The organism is Herbaspirillum sp. BH-1 (assembly GCF_002870055.1).
Lineage (GTDB): Bacteria > Pseudomonadota > Gammaproteobacteria > Burkholderiales > Burkholderiaceae_D > Herbaspirillum > Herbaspirillum frisingense.
Genome location: NZ_PKOI01000003.1, coordinates 230111 through 251423, shown reverse-complemented (window position 1 = coordinate 251423; position 21313 = coordinate 230111). Strand labels below are relative to the sequence as shown.

Annotated in this window: 22 protein-coding genes; 15 read left to right on the top strand and 7 right to left on the bottom strand. The window is 65.5% G+C overall.

Features of this window, described 5'->3' with window-relative positions:
• Positions 1–64 precede the first annotated feature (64 nt).
• A complete protein-coding gene (locus HBH1_RS06090) occupies positions 65–1186 on the bottom strand; it encodes a porin (RefSeq protein ID WP_102661987.1) in 1122 nt (373 codons plus the stop codon).
• Positions 1187–1469: 283 nt separating this feature from the next.
• On the opposite strand from HBH1_RS06090, the gene HBH1_RS06085 reads away from it, so the two are divergent.
• From HBH1_RS06085 to HBH1_RS06065, 5 genes are all read left to right on the top strand, one after another.
• Entirely contained in the window at positions 1470–2603 is a 1134-nt protein-coding gene (locus HBH1_RS06085) for an MlaE family ABC transporter permease (RefSeq protein WP_102661986.1), read from the top strand.
• Complete coding sequence (locus HBH1_RS06080; protein WP_102661985.1) at positions 2597–3433, top strand: ABC transporter ATP-binding protein; 837 nt, start codon at positions 2597–2599, stop codon at positions 3431–3433. Before HBH1_RS06085 ends, HBH1_RS06080 begins: the two co-directional genes overlap by 7 nt.
• Positions 3433–4350: an MlaD family protein gene (locus HBH1_RS06075; protein ID WP_102661984.1), complete on the top strand. Its 918-nt coding sequence runs from the start codon at positions 3433–3435 to the stop codon at positions 4348–4350. Before HBH1_RS06080 ends, HBH1_RS06075 begins: the two co-directional genes overlap by 1 nt.
• A complete protein-coding gene (locus HBH1_RS06070) occupies positions 4347–4958 on the top strand; it encodes an ABC-type transport auxiliary lipoprotein family protein (RefSeq protein ID WP_102661983.1) in 612 nt (203 codons plus the stop codon). Before HBH1_RS06075 ends, HBH1_RS06070 begins: the two co-directional genes overlap by 4 nt.
• A 122-nt stretch (positions 4959–5080) precedes the next feature.
• A complete protein-coding gene (locus HBH1_RS06065; RefSeq protein ID WP_102661982.1) occupies positions 5081–5998 on the top strand; it encodes a LysR family transcriptional regulator in 918 nt (305 codons plus the stop codon).
• Between the two features lie 25 nt (positions 5999–6023).
• On the opposite strand, the gene HBH1_RS06060 is transcribed toward HBH1_RS06065, so the two are convergent.
• From HBH1_RS06060 to HBH1_RS06050, 3 genes are all read right to left on the bottom strand, one after another.
• Positions 6024–6764, bottom strand: a complete 741-nt coding sequence (locus HBH1_RS06060; protein WP_102661981.1) for an LrgB family protein — start codon at positions 6762–6764, stop codon at positions 6024–6026.
• Positions 6764–7171, bottom strand: coding sequence for a CidA/LrgA family protein (locus HBH1_RS06055; RefSeq protein ID WP_102661980.1), 408 nt, complete (start codon positions 7169–7171; stop codon positions 6764–6766). The genes HBH1_RS06060 and HBH1_RS06055 overlap by 1 nt, the downstream gene beginning before the upstream one ends.
• A 123-nt stretch (positions 7172–7294) precedes the next feature.
• Positions 7295–8086, bottom strand: a complete 792-nt coding sequence (locus HBH1_RS06050) for a sulfite exporter TauE/SafE family protein (RefSeq protein WP_102661979.1) — start codon at positions 8084–8086, stop codon at positions 7295–7297.
• Between the two features lie 429 nt (positions 8087–8515).
• Between HBH1_RS06050 and tauA the strand changes: the two genes are divergently transcribed.
• From tauA to HBH1_RS06030, 4 genes are all read left to right on the top strand, one after another.
• A complete protein-coding gene (gene tauA / locus HBH1_RS06045) occupies positions 8516–9556 on the top strand; it encodes a taurine ABC transporter substrate-binding protein (protein ID WP_102661978.1) in 1041 nt (346 codons plus the stop codon).
• A gap of 48 nt (positions 9557–9604) precedes the next feature.
• Positions 9605–10390: a taurine ABC transporter ATP-binding protein gene (locus HBH1_RS06040; RefSeq protein ID WP_006462986.1), complete on the top strand. Its 786-nt coding sequence runs from the start codon at positions 9605–9607 to the stop codon at positions 10388–10390.
• On the top strand, positions 10390–11301 hold the full coding sequence (locus HBH1_RS06035; RefSeq protein WP_102661977.1) for an ABC transporter permease subunit: 912 nt from the start codon (positions 10390–10392) through the stop codon (positions 11299–11301). Before HBH1_RS06040 ends, HBH1_RS06035 begins: the two co-directional genes overlap by 1 nt.
• Before the next feature lie 68 nt (positions 11302–11369).
• Positions 11370–12881, top strand: coding sequence for a MocR-like pyridoxine biosynthesis transcription factor PdxR (locus HBH1_RS06030; RefSeq protein WP_102661976.1), 1512 nt, complete (start codon positions 11370–11372; stop codon positions 12879–12881).
• A gap of 74 nt (positions 12882–12955) precedes the next feature.
• Here HBH1_RS06030 and HBH1_RS06025 read toward each other — a convergent pair whose 3' ends face one another.
• A complete protein-coding gene (locus tag HBH1_RS06025) occupies positions 12956–14386 on the bottom strand; it encodes an NAD(P)/FAD-dependent oxidoreductase (RefSeq protein WP_233207535.1) in 1431 nt (476 codons plus the stop codon).
• A gap of 49 nt (positions 14387–14435) precedes the next feature.
• Entirely contained in the window at positions 14436–14849 is a 414-nt protein-coding gene (locus tag HBH1_RS06020; RefSeq protein WP_102661975.1) for a nuclear transport factor 2 family protein, read from the bottom strand.
• Between the two features lie 235 nt (positions 14850–15084).
• Here HBH1_RS06020 and HBH1_RS06015 point away from each other — a divergent pair, with 235 nt between their 5' ends.
• Together HBH1_RS06015 and HBH1_RS06010 are read left to right on the top strand one after the other, a co-directional pair.
• A complete protein-coding gene (locus tag HBH1_RS06015) occupies positions 15085–15651 on the top strand; it encodes a kinase inhibitor (protein ID WP_102661974.1) in 567 nt (188 codons plus the stop codon).
• A gap of 31 nt (positions 15652–15682) precedes the next feature.
• Complete coding sequence (locus HBH1_RS06010; RefSeq protein ID WP_102661973.1) at positions 15683–16504, top strand: helix-turn-helix transcriptional regulator; 822 nt, start codon at positions 15683–15685, stop codon at positions 16502–16504.
• A 134-nt stretch (positions 16505–16638) separates the two neighbouring features.
• On the opposite strand, the gene HBH1_RS06005 is transcribed toward HBH1_RS06010, so the two are convergent.
• The gene (locus tag HBH1_RS06005) at positions 16639–17172 is read right to left on the bottom strand and encodes a CPBP family intramembrane glutamic endopeptidase (protein ID WP_102661972.1); all 534 of its coding nucleotides are present in this window, start codon (positions 17170–17172) and stop codon (positions 16639–16641) included.
• A gap of 962 nt (positions 17173–18134) precedes the next feature.
• On the opposite strand from HBH1_RS06005, the gene HBH1_RS06000 reads away from it, so the two are divergent.
• From HBH1_RS06000 to HBH1_RS05985, 4 genes are all read left to right on the top strand, one after another.
• Entirely contained in the window at positions 18135–18545 is a 411-nt protein-coding gene (locus tag HBH1_RS06000) for a hypothetical protein (protein ID WP_102661971.1), read from the top strand.
• A gap of 257 nt (positions 18546–18802) precedes the next feature.
• Positions 18803–19294, top strand: coding sequence for an MgtC/SapB family protein (locus HBH1_RS05995; protein ID WP_006462977.1), 492 nt, complete (start codon positions 18803–18805; stop codon positions 19292–19294).
• Positions 19295–19306: 12 nt separating this feature from the next.
• Positions 19307–19624, top strand: a complete 318-nt coding sequence (locus HBH1_RS05990) for a YnfA family protein (protein ID WP_102661970.1) — start codon at positions 19307–19309, stop codon at positions 19622–19624.
• A gap of 376 nt (positions 19625–20000) precedes the next feature.
• Entirely contained in the window at positions 20001–21308 is a 1308-nt protein-coding gene (locus HBH1_RS05985) for an MFS transporter (RefSeq protein ID WP_006462975.1), read from the top strand.
• The last annotated feature ends 5 nt before the right edge of the window (positions 21309–21313 follow it).

Genomic DNA, 21313 nt, shown 5'->3' with positions numbered 1-21313 from the left:
GCGAAGTGCTCTGGTGAGTGGGCGGTGGCAGCGGCGATGGCTGCCATCCGTTGGTGCCGATGCTTCAGAACTTGTGCCGCAGTCCGATGCGGAGCACGTTCTGGCTGCTGTCGTCAGACGGGGCCGAGGAATAGGCGGCGCTGATCACGCCGGGATTGATCACGTCGCTGGCCGACTGGCGGCTGGCCATCGCGTACACATCGGTGCGTTTGGAGAGGAAGTAATCCACGCCCAGGTTGAGCTGGGTGGTGTGCCCACGGGTGGCACCGGCCCCGGCGCGTGCCAGGTCGGCGCGGTCATGGATGACGCTGGCCAGCAGGTGCAGCTTGGCGTTGAGCGCATAGTTCACGCCGACGTCGAACACATTGGCCCGGGTGGCGCTGGTGATGGCCACCAGGCCGGTACTGCCCAGGGCCTGCTGGGTCGGGCGACGCACCTGCGACCAGGCCGCGAACAGCTTGGCCGGGCCGGCCTGGTAGCTGGCGCCCAAGGTGAAGGTCTTGAGGTCGGTATCACCGGCACTGGCCGGTATGGCGTCGGCCGCCAGGCGGCTCTGGTAATAGGCCGCGCCGATGCCGGCATTGCCGTTGCGGAAGTTGGCGCCGACCCCGAAGGCCTGCCCGGCTGCGGTCTTGCCGGCGACTTCGCCAAAGCCATAGAAGAGGCTGCCGCTGAAGCCACCGAACTCGGCACTGTCGAAGCGCACCGAGTTGTTGGTACGGGCGCCGGTCAGGCGGTCGAGGCTGTTGAAGTGGCCGGCCCGCACACCGCCGCCACCAAAGATCTGGAAGGAGCTGTATTGCTGGCCGATCTCTTCCAGGTAGTCGGTCTGGCGACCCACGGTCAGGGTGCCGTAGCGACCGGCGAGGCCGACCACCGACTTGCGGTCGAACAGGGTGCCGGGCGTGGCCATGGCGCCGTCGTCGGCGCTGAAGCCGGTTTCCAGCTGGAAGATGGCCGACAGGCCGCCGCCCAGGTCTTCCTTGCCGCGAAAACCGATGCGCGAGGCCATGGCATCACCCGAATCGAGACTGACCCGACTGTTGTTGCCCGGGCCGACCTTGCTGGTATAGACCATGCTCATGTCGATGACACCGTAGACGGTGACGCTGGAGGCTTCTGCGTGGGCTGCCAGACTGGTCTGGGCCAGGGCGCAGGCGGTAAAAGTAAGGACGAGTTTTTTCATGAGGAGAAGGCGGCACAGGCCGCATGGTGCAGAAAACGTCAGGGTGGCCGCGACGCTTTCCAGGGGTGGACAGGCGCGCATTGCATCGCCCTGGCAGGAAGTGCGCATGGTAGAAGCGCCACCGGCACGGGACAATTACCTCTTGGGATAGTCCTGCCGGCACGCTGGCGCAAAGCACCGGGCTCATGCAATACTTGGCGCCGTGCCATGAGCGATTTGGCACGCACGCGATAAATGTAGGTAAACTGCCGCATCCCCATCCATACACCCACCCGCGTCCGACTTGAATACCGCTGCCACCTTCCGCCTGGAACCGACCAGCCCGCCCGTGCTGCATGTGGAGGGCGACTGGACGCTGCACAACTATCCCGCGCTGTCGCGCCGGATCGCACAGGAACGGTCGGCCATGGGGGACGATCTGGTGCTGACGTTTTCGGCACTGACCGCCTTCGATACCGTGGGCGCCAAGATGCTGGTGGATCTGCTGGGCGTGCCCGCGGCACTGCGCCAGACCGGGGAAGACAGCGACCTGGCGCCGGCCTGGCGTGGCCTGCTGGCCGCCGTGGCCGACGCCAAGGCAATCGCCATTCCCAAACCGGCGCCGCCGCCCCAGGCCTGGATCACCGATGTGCTGGAGCGTGCCGGCATCGCCACCCTCAGCCTGCGTGCCTGCGCGCGCGGCCTGCTGGGCTTTGCCGGTTTATCCCTGCAGACGCTGGTGGCGTCCTTCTGGCGTCCCTCGCGCTGGCGCTTCACCGCCGTGGTGGCGCAGGTCGAACAGACCGGGCTGGATGCGGTGCCCATCGTTTCGCTGCTGACCTTCATGGTGGGCGCGGTGGTGGCCTTCCTGGGCGCCACGGTGCTGGCTGATTTCGGCGCCAGCATCTACACCGTGGACCTGGTGGCGTTTTCCTTCCTGCGCGAATTCGCGGTGCTGTTGACGGCCATCCTGATGGCCGGGCGCACCGCCAGCTCCTTTACCGCGCAGATCGGTTCCATGAAGGCCAACGAGGAAATCGACGCCATCCGCGCCCTCGGGATGGACCCGGTCAACCTGCTGGTCCTGCCGCGCATCATCGCGCTGCTGGTGTCCATGCCCATCCTGACCTTCATCGCCATGATGTCGGGCCTCCTGGGCGGCGCCATGGTGTGCGCCCTGTCGCTGGACATCAGCCCCACCATGTTCCTGTCGCTGCTGCAGCAGGACGTGGGCATCCGCCATTTCGTGCTGGGCATGGTCAAGGCGCCGCTGTTTGCCTTCGTCATCGCCATCATCGGCTGCAATGAAGGTTTCAAGGTCAGCGGCAGTGCGCAGTCGGTGGGGCAGCACACCACCTCCAGCGTGGTGCAGTCGATCTTCGTGGTGATCCTGCTGGATGCGCTGGCGGCCCTGTTCTTCATGGAGATGGGATGGTGAACGTACCCCACGACCCCGCTCACACCGGCACGGAAGACATCATCGACGTGCGCGGCCTGCGCAACCAGTTCGGTACCCAGGTGGTGCACGAGCAGCTGGACCTGCAGGTGCGGCGCGGCGAAATCCTCGGCGTGGTGGGCGGCTCGGGCACCGGCAAGTCGGTGCTCCTGCGCAGCATCGTCGGCCTGCAACGTCCGGCCGCCGGGCAGGTGAAGGTGTTCGGACAGGACCTGTCGGCGCTCTCCACCCAGGCGCGCTCGCGCTACGAGCGCCGCTTTGGCGTGCTGTTCCAGCAGGGTGCGCTGTTCTCCTCGCTGACAGTGCTGGAAAACATCGCCCTGCCCCTGACCGAATACGGTGGCCTCGATGCCGACCAGGCGCGGGGCGTCTCGGCCATGAAGCTGGCCCTGGCCGGCCTGCCCATTGCCGCCGGCGACAAGTTCCCGGCCGAACTCTCGGGCGGCATGATCAAGCGCGCCGCGCTGGCGCGGGCCCTGGCGCTGGACCCAGACATCCTGTTCCTGGACGAACCCACCGCCGGCCTGGACCCGATCAGCGCCGCCGCCTTCGACCGCCTGATCCTGACCCTGCGCGACGCCCTCGGGCTGACCGTATTCCTGGTCACCCACGATCTCGACACCCTCTATGCCATCTGCGACCGCGTGGCCGTGCTGTCGGCGCGACGGGTCCTGGTGGCCGACCGCATCGAAGCGGTGGCCGCCTTCGACGATCCGTGGATACGGCAATATTTCCAGGGCCCGCGTGGACGGGCCGCCAGTGTGGCTGCGCTGCGATCGGCCGCCACCGCAACCCAGCAAGGACCCGCCTGATGGAAACCCGCGCACATCACGTCCTCATCGGACTCTTCACCATCCTGGTCGCGCTGGCGGCGCTGCTGTTCTGCCTGTGGCTGACCAAGGTCGGCCAGGACCGCGACGTGGATTACTACACGGTGATCTTCAACGAAGCCGTCAGCGGTCTGTCCCGGGGCAGCCCGGTGCAGTACAGCGGCATCAAGGTGGGCGATGTGGTCGGCCTGAGCCTTGACCCGGCCGATCCGCGCAAGGTGCGCGCGCGCATCCGCGTGACGGGCAAGGCACCGATCAAGGAAGACACCGGTGCCAAGCTGGCCCTGGCCGGCATCACCGGTACCGCCCTGATCCAGCTGACCAACGGCTCGCCGCAAAGCCCGCGCCTGGAGTCCAGGGATGGCAACGATCCGGTCATCATCGCCTCCCCTTCGCCGCTGACCTCGCTGCTGTCCAATGGCGAAGACCTGCTCTCCAACGTCAATGAAGTACTGATCAATGCCAAGCAGTTCCTGGCCCCGGAAAACGCGCAGCGCCTGAACCAGACCCTGGCCCACCTGGAACAGCTGACCGGCAGCCTGGCCGCGCAGCGCGGCAATGTCGGCCAGGCCATGCAGGACCTGGCCGAGGCGGCGCGCCAGGCCAATATCGCCATGCAGTCGGCCAACCAGTTGCTGTCCACCCGGGGCAACGACGCCATGGGCAACCTGCAGAAGGCCATGAGTTCGCTGGCCGCCAGCAGCCAGCAGATCGAAACCCTGATCCAGCAGAACCAGGCGGCGCTCAACAACGGCGCCCAGGGCGTGGCCGAGATCGGCCCGGCCATCACCGAACTGCGCGGCACACTGGCCTCGGTCCGGGCCATCAGCCGGAAGCTGGAAAACAATCCCGGCGCCTACCTGCTGGGCCAAGACAATCTCCAGGAATTCCAACCATGAAGACCCTGCTCCTGCGCACCGCCCTCGTGGCCGGCAGCCTGGCATTGACGGCCTGCTCCATCCTGCCCAAGGCCGACCCGCTGGCGGTGTACCGCCTGCCGGCCCCGACCGTGGCTACGCCTGCCAGCACAAGCAACAGCGCCGGCCCCTACCGGGCGCTGCGCATCGTCACGCCCAGCGCCAATCGCAGCGTCGACAGCGAACGTATCCTGGTGCTGCCCGAGGGTGACATGATCAAGTCCTATGCCGGCGTGCGCTGGAGCGATCCGGCCCCGCAACTGTTGCGTGACCGTCTGCTGGAGGCCTTCCAGGCCGATGGCCGCTTCCCGCAATTGTCCGGCGACAATGCCAATATCGCGGCCGAGGTCGAACTCAACGGCGTGCTGGCTGCCTTCCAGACCGAATACCGCAACGGTGTACCGCAGGTGGTGATCGTCTATGACGCGCGCCTGGTCGATACCACCACCCGCCAGCAACTGGCGGCGCGCCGCTTTGCCGTGGTGCAGCCGGTGGCCGGCAGCAAGGTGCCGGAAGTGGTCACCGCCTTCGGCGCGGCCAGCGAGCGGCTGGCGGCCGAGGTGGTGGGCTGGGCCGCCGGGGTCCGCTAGCGCGCCAGCGCCAGGTGCCGAGCATGGTTGGGGCCATGCTGGCCATTATCCAAACGTAGCATGGTCATGCCTGCGCGCCTGTGGCACGCTGGGCGCTATTTTTCTTGCAGATCGGAGACAGCTTGGACAAGTTGCAAGCCATGGAAACCTTCGTCGCCGTGGTCGAGAGCGGCAGCTTCGTCAGCGCGGTGGATGTCACCGGCCTGTCCAAGCCGGCCGTCTCGCGCCAGGTGTCGGAGCTGGAGCAGTTCCTGGGCATCCGCCTGCTCCACCGCACCACGCGGCGGCTGTCGCTGACCGACGAGGGACGCGTCTATTTCGCCCGCTGCAAGGAATTGCTGGAATCGATCCAGGACGTGGAAAGCGAGGTCGGGCTCAATTCCGACCAGGCCTGCGGCCGCCTGCGCATCGGCGCGCCCCAGGATTTCGGCGTGGAACAACTGGCGCCGCTATGGGGTCGCTTCGCCGAAGACAATCCGCTGATCACGCTCAACATCACCCTCTCGGACCGCACCATCGACCTGATCGAAGAAGGGTTCGACATGGTCATCCGCATCAGCACCCTGGGTGACAGCCGCATGGTGGCGCGCCCACTGGCGCCGGTGCGCATGATTGCCTGCGCCTCGCCGGAATTCCTGCGCCGCCACGGCAGGCCGGAGACGCCGGCCGAGCTGCGTGAATACCCCTTCATTTCCTACAGCTACCGCGCCAATGGCGACGAATGGAGCTTCAGGCATGTGCATGGCGACACCTGCCATGTGCGCGTGCGTTCCACCGTCTATGTCAACAATGGCGTAACCTGCCGCGAGATGGCCATCGCCGGCCAGGGCATCGCGATCCAGCCGGACTTCATCGTCAATGCCGCCATCGCCTCGGGGCAACTGGTGGAACTGTTCGAAGGCTGGAGCACCGGCGAGCAACTGGTGGTGCATACGCTCTACCCGACCCGCACCCACCTGCCGCCCAAGGTCCAGCGCATGCGCGACTTCCTGGTGGAACAGTTCAAGGTGCCGCCCTGGTGCCCCAAGCCGGCCAGGTAAGCCGGCAAGGCAATCGGCGCCGGCCTCAGGCGCCGATCCAGCGCAGGAACACCGGCATCGCCAGCGGCACCACGATCGCCGTGAAAACCCCATTGAGCCCCATGCCCAGGCCGGCGAAAGCGCCCATCTCGGCGCTCACCTGCAGCGCCCGCGCCGTACCGATGCCGTGCGAGGCCACGCCCAGCGCAAAGCCGCGTACCGGATGGCTGTCGATGCGCAGGAAATTCAGCACATAGCGCGCCAGCACCGCCCCCAGGATGCCGGTGCAGATCACCAGCACGGCGGTCAGCGAAGGCAGACCGCCGAAGCGTTCCGAAATCGCCATGGCAATCGGCGTGGTAGCCGATTTGGGCGCCAGCGATGCCATGATCTGCGGCGAAGCGCCCATGGCATAGGCAATGCCCACCGCCGACACCACCGCCGTGATGGACCCCGCCGCCAGGCCCAGCAGCAGCGGCACGGCAGCATGACGCAGCTTGCTCCATTGCTTGTAGAGCGGCATGGCCAGCGCCACCGTGGCCGGGCCGAGCATGAAGTGCACGAACTGCGCGCCTTCGAAGTAGGTCTTGTAGGGAGTGCCGGTCACGGTCAGGATGCTCACCACGATGGCGATGGCTATCAGCACCGGATTGGCCAGCGGGTTGAAACCGAGCCGGCGATACACCCATAGCGCCACCAGATAGGCCACCAGCGTGGTGGTCAGCCCCAGCAGCGGCGAGGCGGCGAGATAGACCCAGATGTCGGTCAGACGTGCCAGGCCGTGCATCAGTGCGACTCCTGGCCGGCGTCGGGCGTCGTCGGCTGATCTGACGAATCAGGCGGACCGGACTTGCCAAGCCACTTCATGGCCGCCTGCGTCACCAGCGCGCCCACGGCGATGGCCAGTACCGTGCTGGCCACCAGCGCCACCACGATGGCCGGGAGGTCGGCCTTGAGCTGGCCGGCGGCGGCGATCACGCCCACCCCGGCCGGGACGAACAGCAATGACAGGTGCTGCAGGATGCCCCAGGAAGTGGGCTCCATCAGCCCAGCCAGGCGCGGTGATGACAGGAAGGCCAGCAGCAACAGCAGCATGCCGATCACCGGGCCGGGGATAGGCAGGCCCAGCAGCTGGGCGACGCCTTCTCCCAGGCACTGGAAGACGAGGAGGAGTGCGAGCGAAGTCAGGTTCATGGCGGGCTCTTTGGCAGGGACGTGGCCTGCGCGATCAGGAAAGGACGACATCAGGGGCAAGCCGTGATTGTGCCATCAGGCGGGCCATTTGATGCAAGCCCGTCTGCTGTACCTGCTGCCTGCTCATCCCGCCAGCGCCACCAGCCCCGCACAGAACAGCAGCGCCGACACGATGCGCTGGAACCATGACGGTGACAGCAGGCCATAGAGCCGTTCCCCCACCAGCACACCGGCCGCGAAGGCCGGCACCAGCCAGGCCGTCAGCGCCAGTTGCGGCAGACCCACCTGCCCGTCCCAGGCCAGGATCATGGCCGCGCCGAAGAACAGCACCATGAAGTAAGCCAGCAGGTTGGCGCGCAGGTGTGCGGCCTGCTCATGTGCCTGCTCATGCGCCTGCCCGTGATCGGCCGCTTGCGGTATCGCTCCTGTCTCAGCGCGCCGGATGCCATTGAAGTAGTACACCGCCGCCACCCCGCCGATCCCGCACAGCGCCGTCATCAGTCCCGATACCGCGCCGGCCGCCAGCGTCGGCGTGGCGCCGCCCCCATGGCGCCAGCGCCAGCCCAACACGTGCAAGGCGGTCACCGCCAGCACGCACAGGCCGATCAGGCGATGCATGTCGGGCAGGCTGCCGCTGGCGATCAGGCGCACCCCCGCCGCCGTACAGGCCAGTGCGATGGCCGCCAGTGGCAACACCGTCGGCCAGTGGGCCTGCCGGATCCAGCCGCGCCAGCCCTGCAGCGACGCCGCGCAATTGACCAGCACGATCAGGGCTGCCGCCTCTGAGGACGGCAGCGCCAGGCCGAACAGCGGCGCCATGACCAGCGCCCCGCCAAAGCCGGTCACGCCCTTGGTGAGACCGGCCAGCAGGCTGACCGCCATGAGGCCGGCGACCAGCGACAGGGAGGCGCTCATGCGGCCACCTCGGGATGGCACACGCGGCAAGAAGAAGGGATAAGTCGGGACATGGCGCAATCATTGCATCGGCACCGGTTGGACCATAAGACCAGCGCGACCTTTCCATGGAGCCAGCCACGACAGCACTGCAGGTGGGCAAGACGCACAAAAATGGCGCGAAAGCGGTGCCGCTTTCTGCCCGCCGCACCACGCCCAAGCCGCGCAGCCTGCGGTGGCGCGGCTGTGCGCCGGGTCGCCACTGCCACAACGCACCCGGACCAGGCATGGCTGCGCTGGTCCAATCGAAAGGCCGCTGTGGCTCCATCGGCTGGCGCACTTTCTGCGTCACAGTAGGCGTGTTGCCAACACCGAAACGGGCAACCGCGTGCCAGCCACGGGCCGCGTTCCTTGCTCACATCGCCACATCACGATAACGAGGGGTTCTCCATGAAAGCATTCGCACTTCGTCCTACCCTGACCGGCCTGCTGGCCGGCGTCTGCCTGCTCTCCGCCGTCAGCGTCAGTTCCCTGGCCCTGGCCGCCGACAAGGAAGTCACCATCGCCTACCAGGACATGATGGTCCCCTGGCGCTACGCCCAGCAGCTTGACGAAGCCGCCAAGGAAACCGGCTACAAGGTCAACTACCGCAAGTTCGGCGGTGGCGGCGACGTCATCCGCGCCATGGCCTCGGGCAACGTGCAGATCGGTGAAGCCGGTTCCAGCCCGGTGGCGGCCGGCCTGTCGCAGGGCCTGCCGATCCAGCTGTTCTGGATCCTGGACAACATCAACGACGCCGAGGCCATGGTGGCCCGCAACGGAGCCGGCATCAGCTCGGTGGCGCAGCTCAAGGGCAAGCGCCTGGGCGTGCCCTTCGTCTCTACCAGCCACTTCCATGCGCTCATGGCGATCAAGCAGGCCGGCCTGTCGGCGGCCGACGTGAAGGTGCTCAACATGCGTCCGCCCGAGATCGCAGCGGCCTGGGAGCGTGGCGACATCGATGCCGCCTTCGTCTGGAACCCGGTGCTGGCCAAGATCAGCGCCAGTGGCACGGTGGTGACCAGCTCCGGCAAGATCGCCGCCCAGACCGGCATCGCCACCTTCGACGGCTTCGTGGTCAACCGCGACTGGGCCAAGGAGCATGAGAAGTTCATGATCAGCTTCACCCGCATGCTGGCCAAGTACGACGCCATGTATCGCGCCAACCCGGGTCAATGGACCGGCGACACCGCGCAGGGCAAGGCGGTGGCGGCCATCTCCGGTGGCGAGCCGGGCGAGGTGGCGGCAGCACTGAAGCTCTACCAGTTCCCGACGCCGGCCGAACAGGCGTCCACCAAGTGGCTCTCGGGCGGCAAGGATGCCGGTGCCGTCAAGTCGCTGCAGGCCACGGCCGAGTTCCTGAAGGAACAGAAGACGCTGCAGGCCATCCTGCCGGATTACTCGGTGGGCGTGACCGACCAGTACGTCAAGGCCATCGCGGCCGGCAAGTAAGGTCGTCGTCCCTTCCCTTTTTCACCCATTCATCCTTGGAGCGCGAGCATGCTTGAAATCGACCAGGTCTCGATCGAATATCCGGCCCGCAAGGGGCCGCCCAGCCTGGCGCTGGACCAGGTCTCGCTGTCCATTCCGGCTGGCGAGTTCGTGGTGGCGCTGGGGGCCTCCGGCTGCGGCAAGACCACCCTGCTCAATACCATTGCCGGTTTCATCCCGCCCACGCGGGGCGAAATCCGGCTGGCCGGCGAGGCGGTGGACGGTCCCGGTTCGGACCGCGGCGTGGTGTTCCAGAAGCACGCGCTGATGCCCTGGATGAATGTGGTGGAAAACGTCGAATTCGGCCTCAAGCTGCGCAAGATGCCGTTGCACGAGCGGCGCCGCATCGCCCTCGAATGTCTCAACAAGGTGGGCCTGCTGTCCTCGGCCCACAAGCAGGTCTATGAACTGTCGGGCGGCATGCAGCAGCGCGTGGGGGTGGCGCGCGCCATCGCCTCCTCGCCCTCGGTGATGTTGCTGGACGAACCGCTGGGCGCGCTCGACGCCTTCACCCGCGAAGCCATCCAGGAACTGCTGCTGGACCTCTGGAACGAGTCCCAGGGGGTGTTCTTCTTCATCACCCACGATGTGGAGGAAGCCCTGTTCCTGGCCACCCGCCTGATCGTGATGGCGCCCAGCCCGGGCCGCGTGGTGCATGACCTGAGCATGCCCTTCGCCCGCCGCTACCTGGCCACCCGCGATGCCCGCGGCACCAAGGCCGATCCTGAATTCATCGCTGCCCGCGAACGCGTGCTGGCGCTGGTCCACCAAACCTCGTCGACCGGGATGCACTGATGAACAGCACCACCGCCACCGCCGTCACCAAGCCGGCGCAGGAGACCACCATGCCCCCCACTACCCGCCCTGCGGCCACCGCATCCGCCCAGGCCACTGCCCCGCGCCGTCGCCGGCGCCCGCGCAACTATGGCGCCCCGGGCCAGGGCAGCACCTGGCTGATCAGCACGCTCACCCTGGTGGCCTTGCTGCTGCTGTGGTGGATCGCCACCGGCCTGCACTGGATCAAGCCGCTGTTCCTGCCCACCCCGCAGGCCACCCTGGATGCGCTGATGGGCGCCCTGCACGGCCAGACCCAGGGCGACACGCCGCTGGCGCAACACGTGCTCATCAGCCTGAGCCGGGTGATGGCGGCCTTCCTGCTGGCAGTGGTCACGGCCGTGCCGGTGGGCCTGGCCATGGGCACCTCGCGCCTGGTGCGCGGCATCGCCGACCCGATCATCGAGTTCTATCGACCGCTGCCGCCGCTGGCCTACCTGCCGCTGATCGTGATCTGGCTGGGCATCGATGAAAGCGCCAAGGTCACGCTGATCTACCTGGCCTGCTTCGCCCCGCTGGCGATGGCCTCCAAGGCCGGCGTGCGCTCGGTGGCGATCGAACAGATCAATGCGGCGCGCTCGCTGGGCGCGAGCAACTGGCAGGTGATCCGCATGGTGGTGTTTCCGGCGGCGCTGCCGGAAATCCTGACCGGCATGCGCATCGCCGTGGGCTTCGGCTGGACCACCCTGGTGGCGGCCGAGATGGTGGCGGCCACCGCCGGTATCGGGCAGATGGTGCTCAATGCCTCCAACTTCCTGCGTACCGACATCGTGATCATGGGCATCATCGTCATCGGCGTGCTGGCCTACCTGATCGACCTGCTCATGCGCAAGATGGAAGAAAAGCTGATTCCGTGGAAGGGCAAGATGTGAAACCCGCACAGCCGGCCGCTGGCACGCTTCCTGCGACAACGCAGGCTTTGGGACAGCGGAGCAAAGGCGTGCGTGACCACCAGGCCCATCAGGTGATGTGGCGACAGATCTTTCCCGAGCCGGAGCGCCAGGGCAGCACCCTGCAGAGCCAGTTGCGGGTGTGCTTCGTCGATGCCGTGCTGGACGGGCGACTGGCGCCCGGCATGCGCCTGCCCTCCAGCCGCGAACTGGCCGACATGCTGGCCATTTCACGCAATACCGTGGTGCTGGTCTATGAAAAGCTGGCCGAGGACGGTTACCTGGAAAACCGTCCGCGCAACGGCTACTACGTCAGCGAGCGCTACCTGCATCACCACCGGCCGGTGCAGACCGCGCCCGACCATCCCCGCCGCGAGGCACCGCAGGGGGTGGACTGGCAGGCGCGCATGCAGGCTGAGCCTGCCGGCATCAAATGGCTGGACAAGCCGGAAGACTGGCAGCGCCATCGCTATCCCTTCCTGTATGGCCAGTTCGATCCCAGCCTGTTCCCCATCGCCGACTGGCGCGAGTGCAGCCGCCAGGCGCTGGACGTGAGCTCGATCCGGGGCTGGGCGCCGGATGCCATCGACCACGACAATGCCTCCCTGGTGGACCAGTTGATCAAGCGCGTGCTGCCCCGGCGCGGCATCGCGGCGCGCCGGGACGAGGTACTGCTGACGGTGGGGGCGCAACAGGCTTTGTACCTGGTGAGCGAACTGCTGACGCCGCCCGGCTCCACCGTGGCGGTGGAAGACCCGGGCTACATGGATGCCCGCAACATCTTCCTGCGCCGGGGGGCGCAACTGGTGGGGCTGGAGGTGGACCGCGATGGCGTGCTGCCCGATCCGGCGGTGCTGGCCCGGGCCAGCATGCTGTATTGCACACCCAGCCACCAGTGCCCGACCGGGATCACGCTCTCCACCGAGCGGCGGCTGGCCTTGCTGGAATGGGCGCGCACCCATGATGGTGTGATCATCGAAGACGACTACGACGCCGAGATGCAATACGTCGGCAAGCCCTCCCCGGCCCTGAAGGCCATCGACCACGAGCGCCGGGTGATCTACATCGGCAGCCTGTCCAAGACGCTTTCGCCGGGCCTGCGCATCGGCTATATCGTGGCACCGGCGGAGGTGGTGGTGCGGCTGCGCGCCTTGCGGCGGCTGATGATCCGCCATCCGGCCACCAACAACCAGCTGGCGGCGGCGCTGTTCATCTCGCACGGCCATTACGACCGCTTCCTGCACCTGATGCGCGATGAACTGGCGCGCCGGGCGGGTCTCCTGATCGACGCCGTGCGCACGCATCTGCCCATGATGGATTTCACGCCACCGGATGGCGGCTCTGCCTTGTGGGGACGCTTTGCGCCGGAGATCGATACCCGGCTGCTGCGGCAGGCGGCCTTCGAGCAAGGCATCCTGGTGGAATCGGGCGAGGCCTTCTGGCTGGCCGAACCAGGCATGGTCAATGGACTGCGGCTGGGGTTTTCATCGATCCAGGCCGAACGCATCGAACCCGGGATTGCGGCGCTGGCGGCCCTGGTGCCGCGCTGTCGCCTGCGCTGAGAGACACTCACTTGCAGTGTCTTGCAGCCGTGCAGGGCGCACGCCCGGCACGGCCCTTGTCTCTTCCCTTACCTCTACAGGATTTCGTCACGCAGCCAGTACCAGCGATAGAGCATGCTCTGCCCCAGGCGGCGGAAGGGTGCGGCCCACTCGCCCTGGCGCGGGAAGGGCAAGGCGCTGTCGTAGATGGGCAGCTCGATTTCCGGCCCGCGCAGGCCGGCCACGCGCTCGGCCATGCGGCGCCCGGCATGGGCCGAGAAGGACACGCCATTGCCGCCATAGCCCAGGGCGTAGTAGATGCTCTGCGCCGGATCAGGCTGCACCACGCGCGGCATCATGTCGTGGCTGACATCGACCCAGCCCCACCAGGAGTGATCGATGCGGATGCCCTTGAGGGCGGGAAACTTGCGGGCCAGCCCGTCGACCAGCAGGCGGTAGTGATGCTCCTGATGGGCGGCGGCGCCACTGATGGCGCTGCGGCTGCCGATCTGCACCCGGCGGTCCGGCAGCAGGCGGTAGTAGAAGCGCAGCGTGCGGGTATCGGTGATGGCCTGATGGGTCAGGAAGTTGGTGGCCTGCAGTTCTTCGTCGGTGAGCGGGCGCGTGACGATGGAATTGGACAATACCGGGAACACGCGATTCTTCAGCAGCGGCGTCAAGCCCTGCAGGCCATAGGCCCCGGTAGCCACCGCCACCGCGCGCGCCCGCACCACCCCACCGGGGGTACGCAGGTGATGCACGCCATTGCGCGTTTCCCAGCCCGTCACCGGGCTGGAGGGATGCACGCGGGCGCCCAGTGCGCGGGCCATCTTCATGTAGCCGAAGGCCAGTTTCAGCGGATGCACGCAGATGCCCACCGGTTCGTGCATGGCGCCGGCGGCCTCCTGGTCGCCGCACCAGTCACGCCGCACTTCCTCGCCGGTGAGGATGCGGGTGTCGTAACCGAAGCGGCTGCGCATGACCTCGGCTTCGTTGCGCAGGAAGTCCATCTTCTTGGGCCGATGGGCGATGTAGAGATGGCCGCCAGGCTGGGGATCGCAATCGATTTCCTCGGTGAGCTGGCGGAAGGTCTCGAAGCCGTTGCGGATTTCCTCGTCCAGCTTCAGCGCGGTCGGCAAGCCCCAGCGGTCAATCCACTGCGAGCGGTACAGACGACCGCTGGCGTTCTGCCCCTGGCCGCCATTGCGGCTGGTGCAGCCCCAGGCGACCTGGTTGGCTTCCAGCACGGTGGCGCGGATACCGTGCTCGCGTGCCAGGAACAAGGCCGTGGCCAGGCCGGTGAAGCCGGAGCCGATGATGACCACGTCGGCATCGGTGTCACCCGTGATGGGGCCATCGTCCGGCGGTGGATCACCGGCGCTGGCGACCCAGTAGGTCGGGGCGTACTGCATGTTATGACCGGGCGAACGCGAGACCAGCGGATCGAAGGCGGGATCGTAGGGCGTGGCAGGAGCGCGGGAATCGGTGAAGGCAGCGCCGACTTCGGCGCGGGACAGGCTGTTCATGGCAGTGGCCTTGGTAGCAGTGAGCGGGCGGCGCGGTGTTTGCTGCGGATCAGGCCGGCCTGACCGTGCGGTTCTTGCGGAAGACGTTCTTCTGCAGGATCTTGCCGTCGCGGAAGATGAACAGATCGACACCGTCGGCCTCGATGGGCGAGCCATCGGCGGCGGTGCCGGTAAAGGTCCATTCGGACACGCCACGCTCGCCGGACACCCAATGGCGACCATTGCGCCACTGCGCATCGGGCACGGCGATCCAGGCCGAGGCAAAGGCCTTGGCGACCGCCTCCTGGCCGGCATGGCGGGTGCCGTGGGCATCGTGCCCGGCGGCAGTGAGGAATTCACAGTCGGGGTGCATATAGCTCATGAGGGCAGCGATGTCGTGGCGGTTCCAGGCCTCGGAGAAGGCCTGCAGGGTTTCCACCGTCACGGCCGGTGCGGTGCTGAGCGAATGGGATGGCGAGGACATGCGAACTCCATGGGATACCTGATACAGGCGAATACGGCACAGCCTACTGGAGCCTGGCCTGAAGGCCATAGAGCCAGCGGAGGCTTTTGATCAGGCCAGGGCGGCCGGCGATGGAGCCAGTCGATGTGCGGCGGGCAGGATGACGCCTTCTGCACCGCGCCTGACGTTTTCTGCACCATCGGCGACGGGCGCGGGCTCTACGATGAGCGCTCTTCAACCCCTGTGGAGCACCTGCATGAACCATCCCAAACACCTGGCCGCGACCCTGGCCACCAGCGCAGCCCTGACGCTTTCCGCACTGTCGGCCCAGGCGGCCGACTTCAGCGTGACCAGCAAGGACATCCAGGAAGGCCAGACCCTGAGCAACGCCCAGGTCTTCCAGGGCTTCGGCTGCAGCGGCCTGAACCGTTCGCCGCAATTGTCCTGGTCGGGCGCGCCAGCCGGCACCAAGAGCTTTGCCGTCACGGTCTACGATCCCGATGCACCGACGGGTAGTGGCTGGTGGCACTGGACGGTATTCAACATCCCTGCCTCGGTGACCAGCCTGCCGGGCGGGATCACGGCCGAGGGCAAGGGCTTGCCGGCCGGCGCCATCCAGGGCCGCACCGACTTCGGCAGCAGCAGCTTCGGCGGCGCCTGCCCGCCGGAAGGCGACAAGCCGCACCGTTACCAATTCGTGGTCTGGGCCTTGAACACCGACAAGTTGCCACTGGACGCACAAGCCAGCGGTGCTATGCTTGGCTTCATGCTCAATGCCTCGGTGCTCGGCCAGGCCCGACTGACCGCCCACTACGGCCGCTGACGCCGACGCTGATTTCAATCCCCATCCCCGCATGCAAAACGATCTCGCCATCCTGCCCTTCGCACATGGTCCCGCACCGACCCTGACCCGCATCCGCGCCCGCCAGGAGCAGAAGCTGCGCCAGGTCTTCATCGGACTGGCCAGCATCTGCCACGTGCGGCAGGGGCGCAAGCGGGTCGAATGGGGCAGCCGCCATCTGCAATGCGGTCAGGATGTATTGCTGCTGATCGCCCCCGGCATGCAGATGAACGTGGCCAACCTGCCCCGCGCTGGCGAATACGCGGCCGACATGGTCTCGTTGCCGTCATCCCTGCTGGAACGCTTCCGCCTGCATTATCCCGGCCAGGGCGTGCGCAGCAGCGAAGCCACGGCCTTGGTCAGCGTGCAGCAGGATGCGGACATCCTGCGCGCCTGGCGCTACCTGCTCGACTGCATCCGCGATGACGCGGCCGCTGACCTGCAGTGCCAGGCCGCTGAAGGCCTGTTGCTGGCGCTCAGTCTGCGCGGGGTGGTGGGTGGTCTCTTGCGTGAACGGGGCGACGCGATCAGCCAGCGCATCGAACAGCATCTGCTGATGCTGGCCCCGGAGCAACGCAGCCTGGAACGGGTGGCCGATGCCTTCCACTGCAGCGTGTCGACCCTGCGGCGCCGCCTGGCACGCGAGCAGACCGGTTTTCGCGAACTGCTGGACAAGGTGCAGCTGGGCCAGGCGCTGGAACAACTGCAGGCCTCATCCCTGCCGATTGCCGACATCGCCGCCTCCTGCGGCTACGATTCGGCCTCGCGCTTTGCGATCCGCTTTCGCCAGCATTACGGGCTGAGCCCTAGCGAACTGCGGCAGACCCTGCCTTGACGGTGAGCTGGCGCCACCCAGCTCAACAACATGCACCGTCATCCCGGTACGAAAGCACCGACAAGCGTATGAAGTGACGTCCGACGGTGCGAAATGGGAGTGACGACATATCCGAAAGTCAATAACTGACTTTCTCATCCCCATATTGAAATAACAAACACCATGAAATTAAACACAGCGTGGACGGCAAATGTCAAAAAAATTGGGCGACCATTTTCTCTATATTTTTCGACCATAAATACATATGCAAGCACGACTCCCGCGACGAAAATTTCGATAGGCCAACGGCCCTCCCATCCATGTGACACTGCGAATAGAACTGCCGAGATCAAAGCTGCAAAGCACAAGTCCAATTTCAACCTTCGCAATATCTCTATACAGATCCATTGGAAAATGATGGTTTCTAGAAATGGAGCCAAAACAATGCCAAAAAATAACCTTATAAGAGGCGCTCTGGGTTCAAAAGGAGTTGTGCTTATTTGTTCAGGAAAACCAAAATACCGCAAAGATTCAGCCACCAAAACTTGGCCCAACACGATGCATAATGGCGCGAATACTATTAGCCGCCAACGCGGTATAGGTGGACCACGAAAAATATACTTCGCCCTGCAAAAATCGCCGTAAATATCTTTGCGTCCTACTTTCATATTATTTTCAATTTTTGGCATAAAGATCCTGCTTGGATTTATGGCTAGTACAAAATCAAGTGGCAGATATTTCGCGATTTTCCTTCATCTCGTTCGTCGTTAGAACCCACGCTGTAGATTTGCTCGCAGATTTGCCCCTCTCCATTCCACCCACCTTCCACAGTCTATCAAAGGCGGCCACACGGTCGCACGACCCTTCATATCCCAGGTCTTTTAGATCTAGGAATATCTGTTTCAGGATTTCTCGTTGCTTGCGAGATTTAACGGATTCAGAGCTCAGCCAAGCGGAGAGCTGAATTCAACAGGCGGCCAAGCGCAAAGCAGTATTACTAACGAAATCATCCTGGGAAGGGAACAACGGTATTCAAAGCAAGCCGGTTGTTTGACACTCACTCACGAAGATCGAAGAATGGGTCGGCGAAGGCCGTAAAGGGATGGGGAACACAGTGCGTACAAAGCACTTTGGATATAAGAGAGCCGCACGAATAGCAACTCAAGGAGCTAGCGGAAGCCTATGGAGAAGTCATGCTGGATCTGTGCGCTGCATAAAAGTGGCGTACCTGTTATGCAAGGGATGCCAATAATCGCGATAGTCCGCCTGAGACTCAAGCCAGGCGGTTTGGATGTCGCAGTGAGCAAGGTCTGTGCGTGGTTCAGCACTCCCAGGTGCAGTGCTGCCGGGAAGCTATCAGGGTCGAGGCGATGCGCCGCAAAATTCTCCTCCGGACGCACTGTCCGAAGACGATGTTGGCCCGCGCAAGAACTGATCGCTGCCCGCACGACACAGCGCGGCAGTAGAGATAAGAGGAGCGGCCTACAGGTAGCGCAGACCTGACCAACTCAACAACAGTCACCGTCATCCCGGTACGAAAGCACCGACAAGCGTATGAAGTGACGTCCGACTGTGGGAAACGGGAGCGAAGCCTAGTATGGCTTCAACGGCTCGCGACAGCGGGACGCCCCCAAAACTCAAGGAGATACGCATGTCATCCAAACCGACTCTGAAATTCCTCGGCACTGCCCTGATCGTTGCCGCCTTCAGCACGGGCGCCATGGCGCAGACTTCGGGCGGTGCTGCTGGTTCCGGTTCCGGTTCGGCCGGCTCCGGCGCCACCGGTGCCACCGGCGCGCAGACTACCCCGGGTAGCGGCAGCAGCGGCGCCTCCGATGCGGGCAGTTCCTCCAGCAAGAGCAAGACCATGCGCAACCACAACAAGTCCGACAAGAGCAGCACCAAGTCCCGTTCGGGTAACAACCCGAATGCCACCGAGATGAAGGATGGTCCCATGGGCACTTCCCCCGGCGGTAATGGCGGCGCGGGTGGCGGTTCCGGTGCGGGTGGTGCAGGTGGTGCCGGCGGCTCGGGTGCGGGCGCTGGCGGTTCCGGTTCCTGATCTGTCGCGACAGTCTTTCCTGACATGACCCGACCTGCCAGGTCGCCCAGCGGGATTTGACTAGTTTCCACTTTTGAGCGCGGCATGGCGTAGCCTCCGTTCCTTCCCGCCATGCCTGATTTGCCCCGTCGATCCTGACGGGGCTTTTTTATGCACGTTCGTCCGGCGCTGACTGCAGGGATCAGCGAGGCGGGAGGGTACAATGGCGGGCTGATTCCCTACGTCCTGCAAGCTTCCCTAGCCGCCCCGACCGTGCCATGACCGACCATTTCGAAGTCTTCTACCGTCTCTGCTTTGCCATGCTGATCGGCTGCATCATCGGCATCGACCGCAACCTGCGTGGCAAGCCCACCGGCATGAAGACGCTGGGTCTGGTGGCCCTGGGCTCGGCGCTGGTGACGATGGCGGCGATGGATTTCTCCTTCAGTGCCGACGACCATTATCGTGACGCCGTCAGCCGCGCCATCCAGGGCGTGATCACCGGCATCGGCTTCCTGGGCGCCGGCGTCATCATCCATGAACAGCGGACCGAGAAAGTCCGGGGACTGACCACGGCGGCCTCGATCTGGGTGACGGCGGCGGTGGGCATCGTCTGCGGCGGTGGCTGGTGGCGCGTGGCTCTGATGGCGACGGCGCTGATCCTGCTGCTGTTCGTGGTGGGCCGGCCGCTGGAGCAGTTCATGCACCGCCAATGGCTGCGCAAGAGCGACGATGAGCGGGCCGACATCACCGCCCGTGAAGAAGACTGAGTCCGGCCGGCCGTGAAGACCCTGCTGCTCTACCTCTGCACCGCTGTGGCCGAAATCGTCGGCTGCTACCTCCCCTATCTCTGGCTCAAGCAGGACCGCTCGGCCTGGCTGCTGCTGCCGGCCGCGCTGAGCCTGGCGCTGTTCGCCTGGCTGCTGACCCTGCACGACGCCGCCTCCGGGCGCGTGTATGCGGCCTACGGCGGGGTCTATATCGCCGTGGCCATGGTCTGGCTGTGGGCGGTGGATGGCATCCGGCCGTCGGCCTGGGATTGCGCGGGCGTGGCGGTAGCGCTGGCCGGCATGGGCATCATCGCCTTCCAGCCGCGCTGAACACCGGCCATGACCGGGCGGCAACATGCCGGCGCACCGGATGTGACGCCCTGCACCCTCACGATGCACTGCACCACGAACGCGCAGCTTGCACTGCAATACATCACACAATGATATATATCGGGGCCACCCTTCAGCTCTGCAGTGGCGCCCTGCTCTCCCTCTTCCCGCCGCAAACCCGCACCGCACGGGCGCCCCGCCCGATTCCCACGGCCTGGCACGACCTTTGCTCATAAGAGCCCAGGATCAAGGACGATCCCCCAATTCGATGCCGATCTAACGATGGATCTGCAAGACACACGGACAATGGCGTCCGCTAGAACCGAGCCCTGCGCTTGGTTCCAGCGGGCGCCTTTTTGTTTTTACTGGACCCGAGATGAGCAAATCCAATCGTATCGAGCTGTTCTCCCTGCGCACGCCGCAGATGCGCGCCTTCCACCTGACCTGGATGGCTTTCTTCGTCTGCTTCTTCGCCTGGTTCGCCTGCGCGCCGCTGATGCCGGTGATCAAGGGTGAATTCCATCTCACGCCCGGCCAGATCGCCAACATCAATATCGCCGCCGTGGCCGTGACCATCCTGGTGCGCCTGGTCATCGGCCCCATGTGTGACCGTTTCGGCCCGCGCAAGACCTATACCGGCCTGCTGCTGGCCGGCGCGGTGCCGGTCATCGGCGTGGCCTTTGCACAGAGCTACGAGAGCTTCCTGTTCTTCCGTCTCCTGATCGGTGCGGTCGGTGCCAGCTTCGTGATCACCCAGTACCACACCTCGGTGATGTTCGCCCCCAATGTGGTCGGCACCGCCAACGCGGCCACGGCCGGCTGGGGCAATGCCGGCGGTGGCGTGGCACAGGGTGTGATGCCGCTGCTGATGGCGGCCGTGCTGATGCTGGGCGTGTCCCAGGCCTGGGGCTGGCGCGTGGCGCTGCTGGTGCCGGGCGTACTGATGCTGATCATGGCGGCGCTCTACTGGCGCTTTACGCAAGACTGCCCGGAAGGCAACTATGACGACCTGCGCGCCGCCGGCGTGACCATCGAAAGCGGCAAGCGTGGTGGCTGGGCGAGCTTCCGCGCCGCCGCCGCCAACTACCGCGTGTGGATGCTCTTCATCACCTACGGCGCCTGCTTCGGCGTGGAAATCTTCATCCACAACATCGCTGCGATCTATTACGTGGAGCACTTCCAGCTGTCGCTGGAGTCGGCCGGCATCGCCGCCGCCAGCTTCGGCCTGCTGGCGCTGTTCGCCCGCGCCCTGGGCGGCTTCATCTCGGACAAGGTAGCCCTCGCGGGCGGCCTGAACCGCCGCGCCACCCTGCTGTTCGTGATGATGCTGGGCGAAGGCCTTGGCCTGCTGTGGTTCGCCCATGCCGGTAGCGTCGCAGCGGCCATCTTCGCCATGCTGTGCTTCGGCCTGTTCACCCACATGGCCTGCGGCGCCACCTACGCGCTGGTGCCGTTCATCGACCGCAAGGCCCTGGGCGGCGTGGCCGGCATCATCGGCGCCGGCGGCAACGTGGGTGCGGTACTGGCGGGCTTCCTGATGAAGGGTCTGGGCAATACCCAGCAGACCCTGTCGGCGCTGGGCGTGCTGGTGACCGTCTCGGCACTGTGCGCCGTGGCCATCCGTTTCACTGCCTCGGACAAGAACGGCGAAGCCGTCCTGGCCGACAGCAAAGTTGCAGCCTGAGGAGA

Excerpts from the sequence above, each read along its gene's own strand:
- HBH1_RS06005 (WP_102661972.1), bottom strand. The coding sequence starts at position 17,172 with ATGCCAAAAATTGAAAATAATATGAAAGTAGGACGCAAAGATATTTAC.
- HBH1_RS06055 (WP_102661980.1), bottom strand. The coding sequence starts at position 7,171 with ATGAACCTGACTTCGCTCGCACTCCTCCTCGTCTTCCAGTGCCTGGGA.
- HBH1_RS06050 (WP_102661979.1), bottom strand. The coding sequence starts at position 8,086 with ATGAGCGCCTCCCTGTCGCTGGTCGCCGGCCTCATGGCGGTCAGCCTG.
- HBH1_RS06015 (WP_102661974.1), top strand. The coding sequence starts at position 15,085 with ATGAACCATCCCAAACACCTGGCCGCGACCCTGGCCACCAGCGCAGCC.
- HBH1_RS06010 (WP_102661973.1), top strand. The coding sequence starts at position 15,683 with ATGCAAAACGATCTCGCCATCCTGCCCTTCGCACATGGTCCCGCACCG.
- HBH1_RS06020 (WP_102661975.1), bottom strand. The coding sequence starts at position 14,849 with ATGTCCTCGCCATCCCATTCGCTCAGCACCGCACCGGCCGTGACGGTG.
- HBH1_RS06070 (WP_102661983.1), top strand. The coding sequence starts at position 4,347 with ATGAAGACCCTGCTCCTGCGCACCGCCCTCGTGGCCGGCAGCCTGGCA.
- HBH1_RS05985 (WP_006462975.1), top strand. The coding sequence starts at position 20,001 with ATGAGCAAATCCAATCGTATCGAGCTGTTCTCCCTGCGCACGCCGCAG.
- HBH1_RS06080 (WP_102661985.1), top strand. The coding sequence starts at position 2,597 with ATGGTGAACGTACCCCACGACCCCGCTCACACCGGCACGGAAGACATC.
- HBH1_RS06060 (WP_102661981.1), bottom strand. The coding sequence starts at position 6,764 with ATGCACGGCCTGGCACGTCTGACCGACATCTGGGTCTATCTCGCCGCC.
- HBH1_RS06000 (WP_102661971.1), top strand. The coding sequence starts at position 18,135 with ATGTCATCCAAACCGACTCTGAAATTCCTCGGCACTGCCCTGATCGTT.
- HBH1_RS06075 (WP_102661984.1), top strand. The coding sequence starts at position 3,433 with ATGGAAACCCGCGCACATCACGTCCTCATCGGACTCTTCACCATCCTG.
- HBH1_RS06035 (WP_102661977.1), top strand. The coding sequence starts at position 10,390 with ATGAACAGCACCACCGCCACCGCCGTCACCAAGCCGGCGCAGGAGACC.
- HBH1_RS06090 (WP_102661987.1), bottom strand. The coding sequence starts at position 1,186 with ATGAAAAAACTCGTCCTTACTTTTACCGCCTGCGCCCTGGCCCAGACC.
- tauA (WP_102661978.1), top strand. The coding sequence starts at position 8,516 with ATGAAAGCATTCGCACTTCGTCCTACCCTGACCGGCCTGCTGGCCGGC.
- HBH1_RS05995 (WP_006462977.1), top strand. The coding sequence starts at position 18,803 with ATGACCGACCATTTCGAAGTCTTCTACCGTCTCTGCTTTGCCATGCTG.
- HBH1_RS06025 (WP_233207535.1), bottom strand. The coding sequence starts at position 14,386 with ATGAACAGCCTGTCCCGCGCCGAAGTCGGCGCTGCCTTCACCGATTCC.
- HBH1_RS06040 (WP_006462986.1), top strand. The coding sequence starts at position 9,605 with ATGCTTGAAATCGACCAGGTCTCGATCGAATATCCGGCCCGCAAGGGG.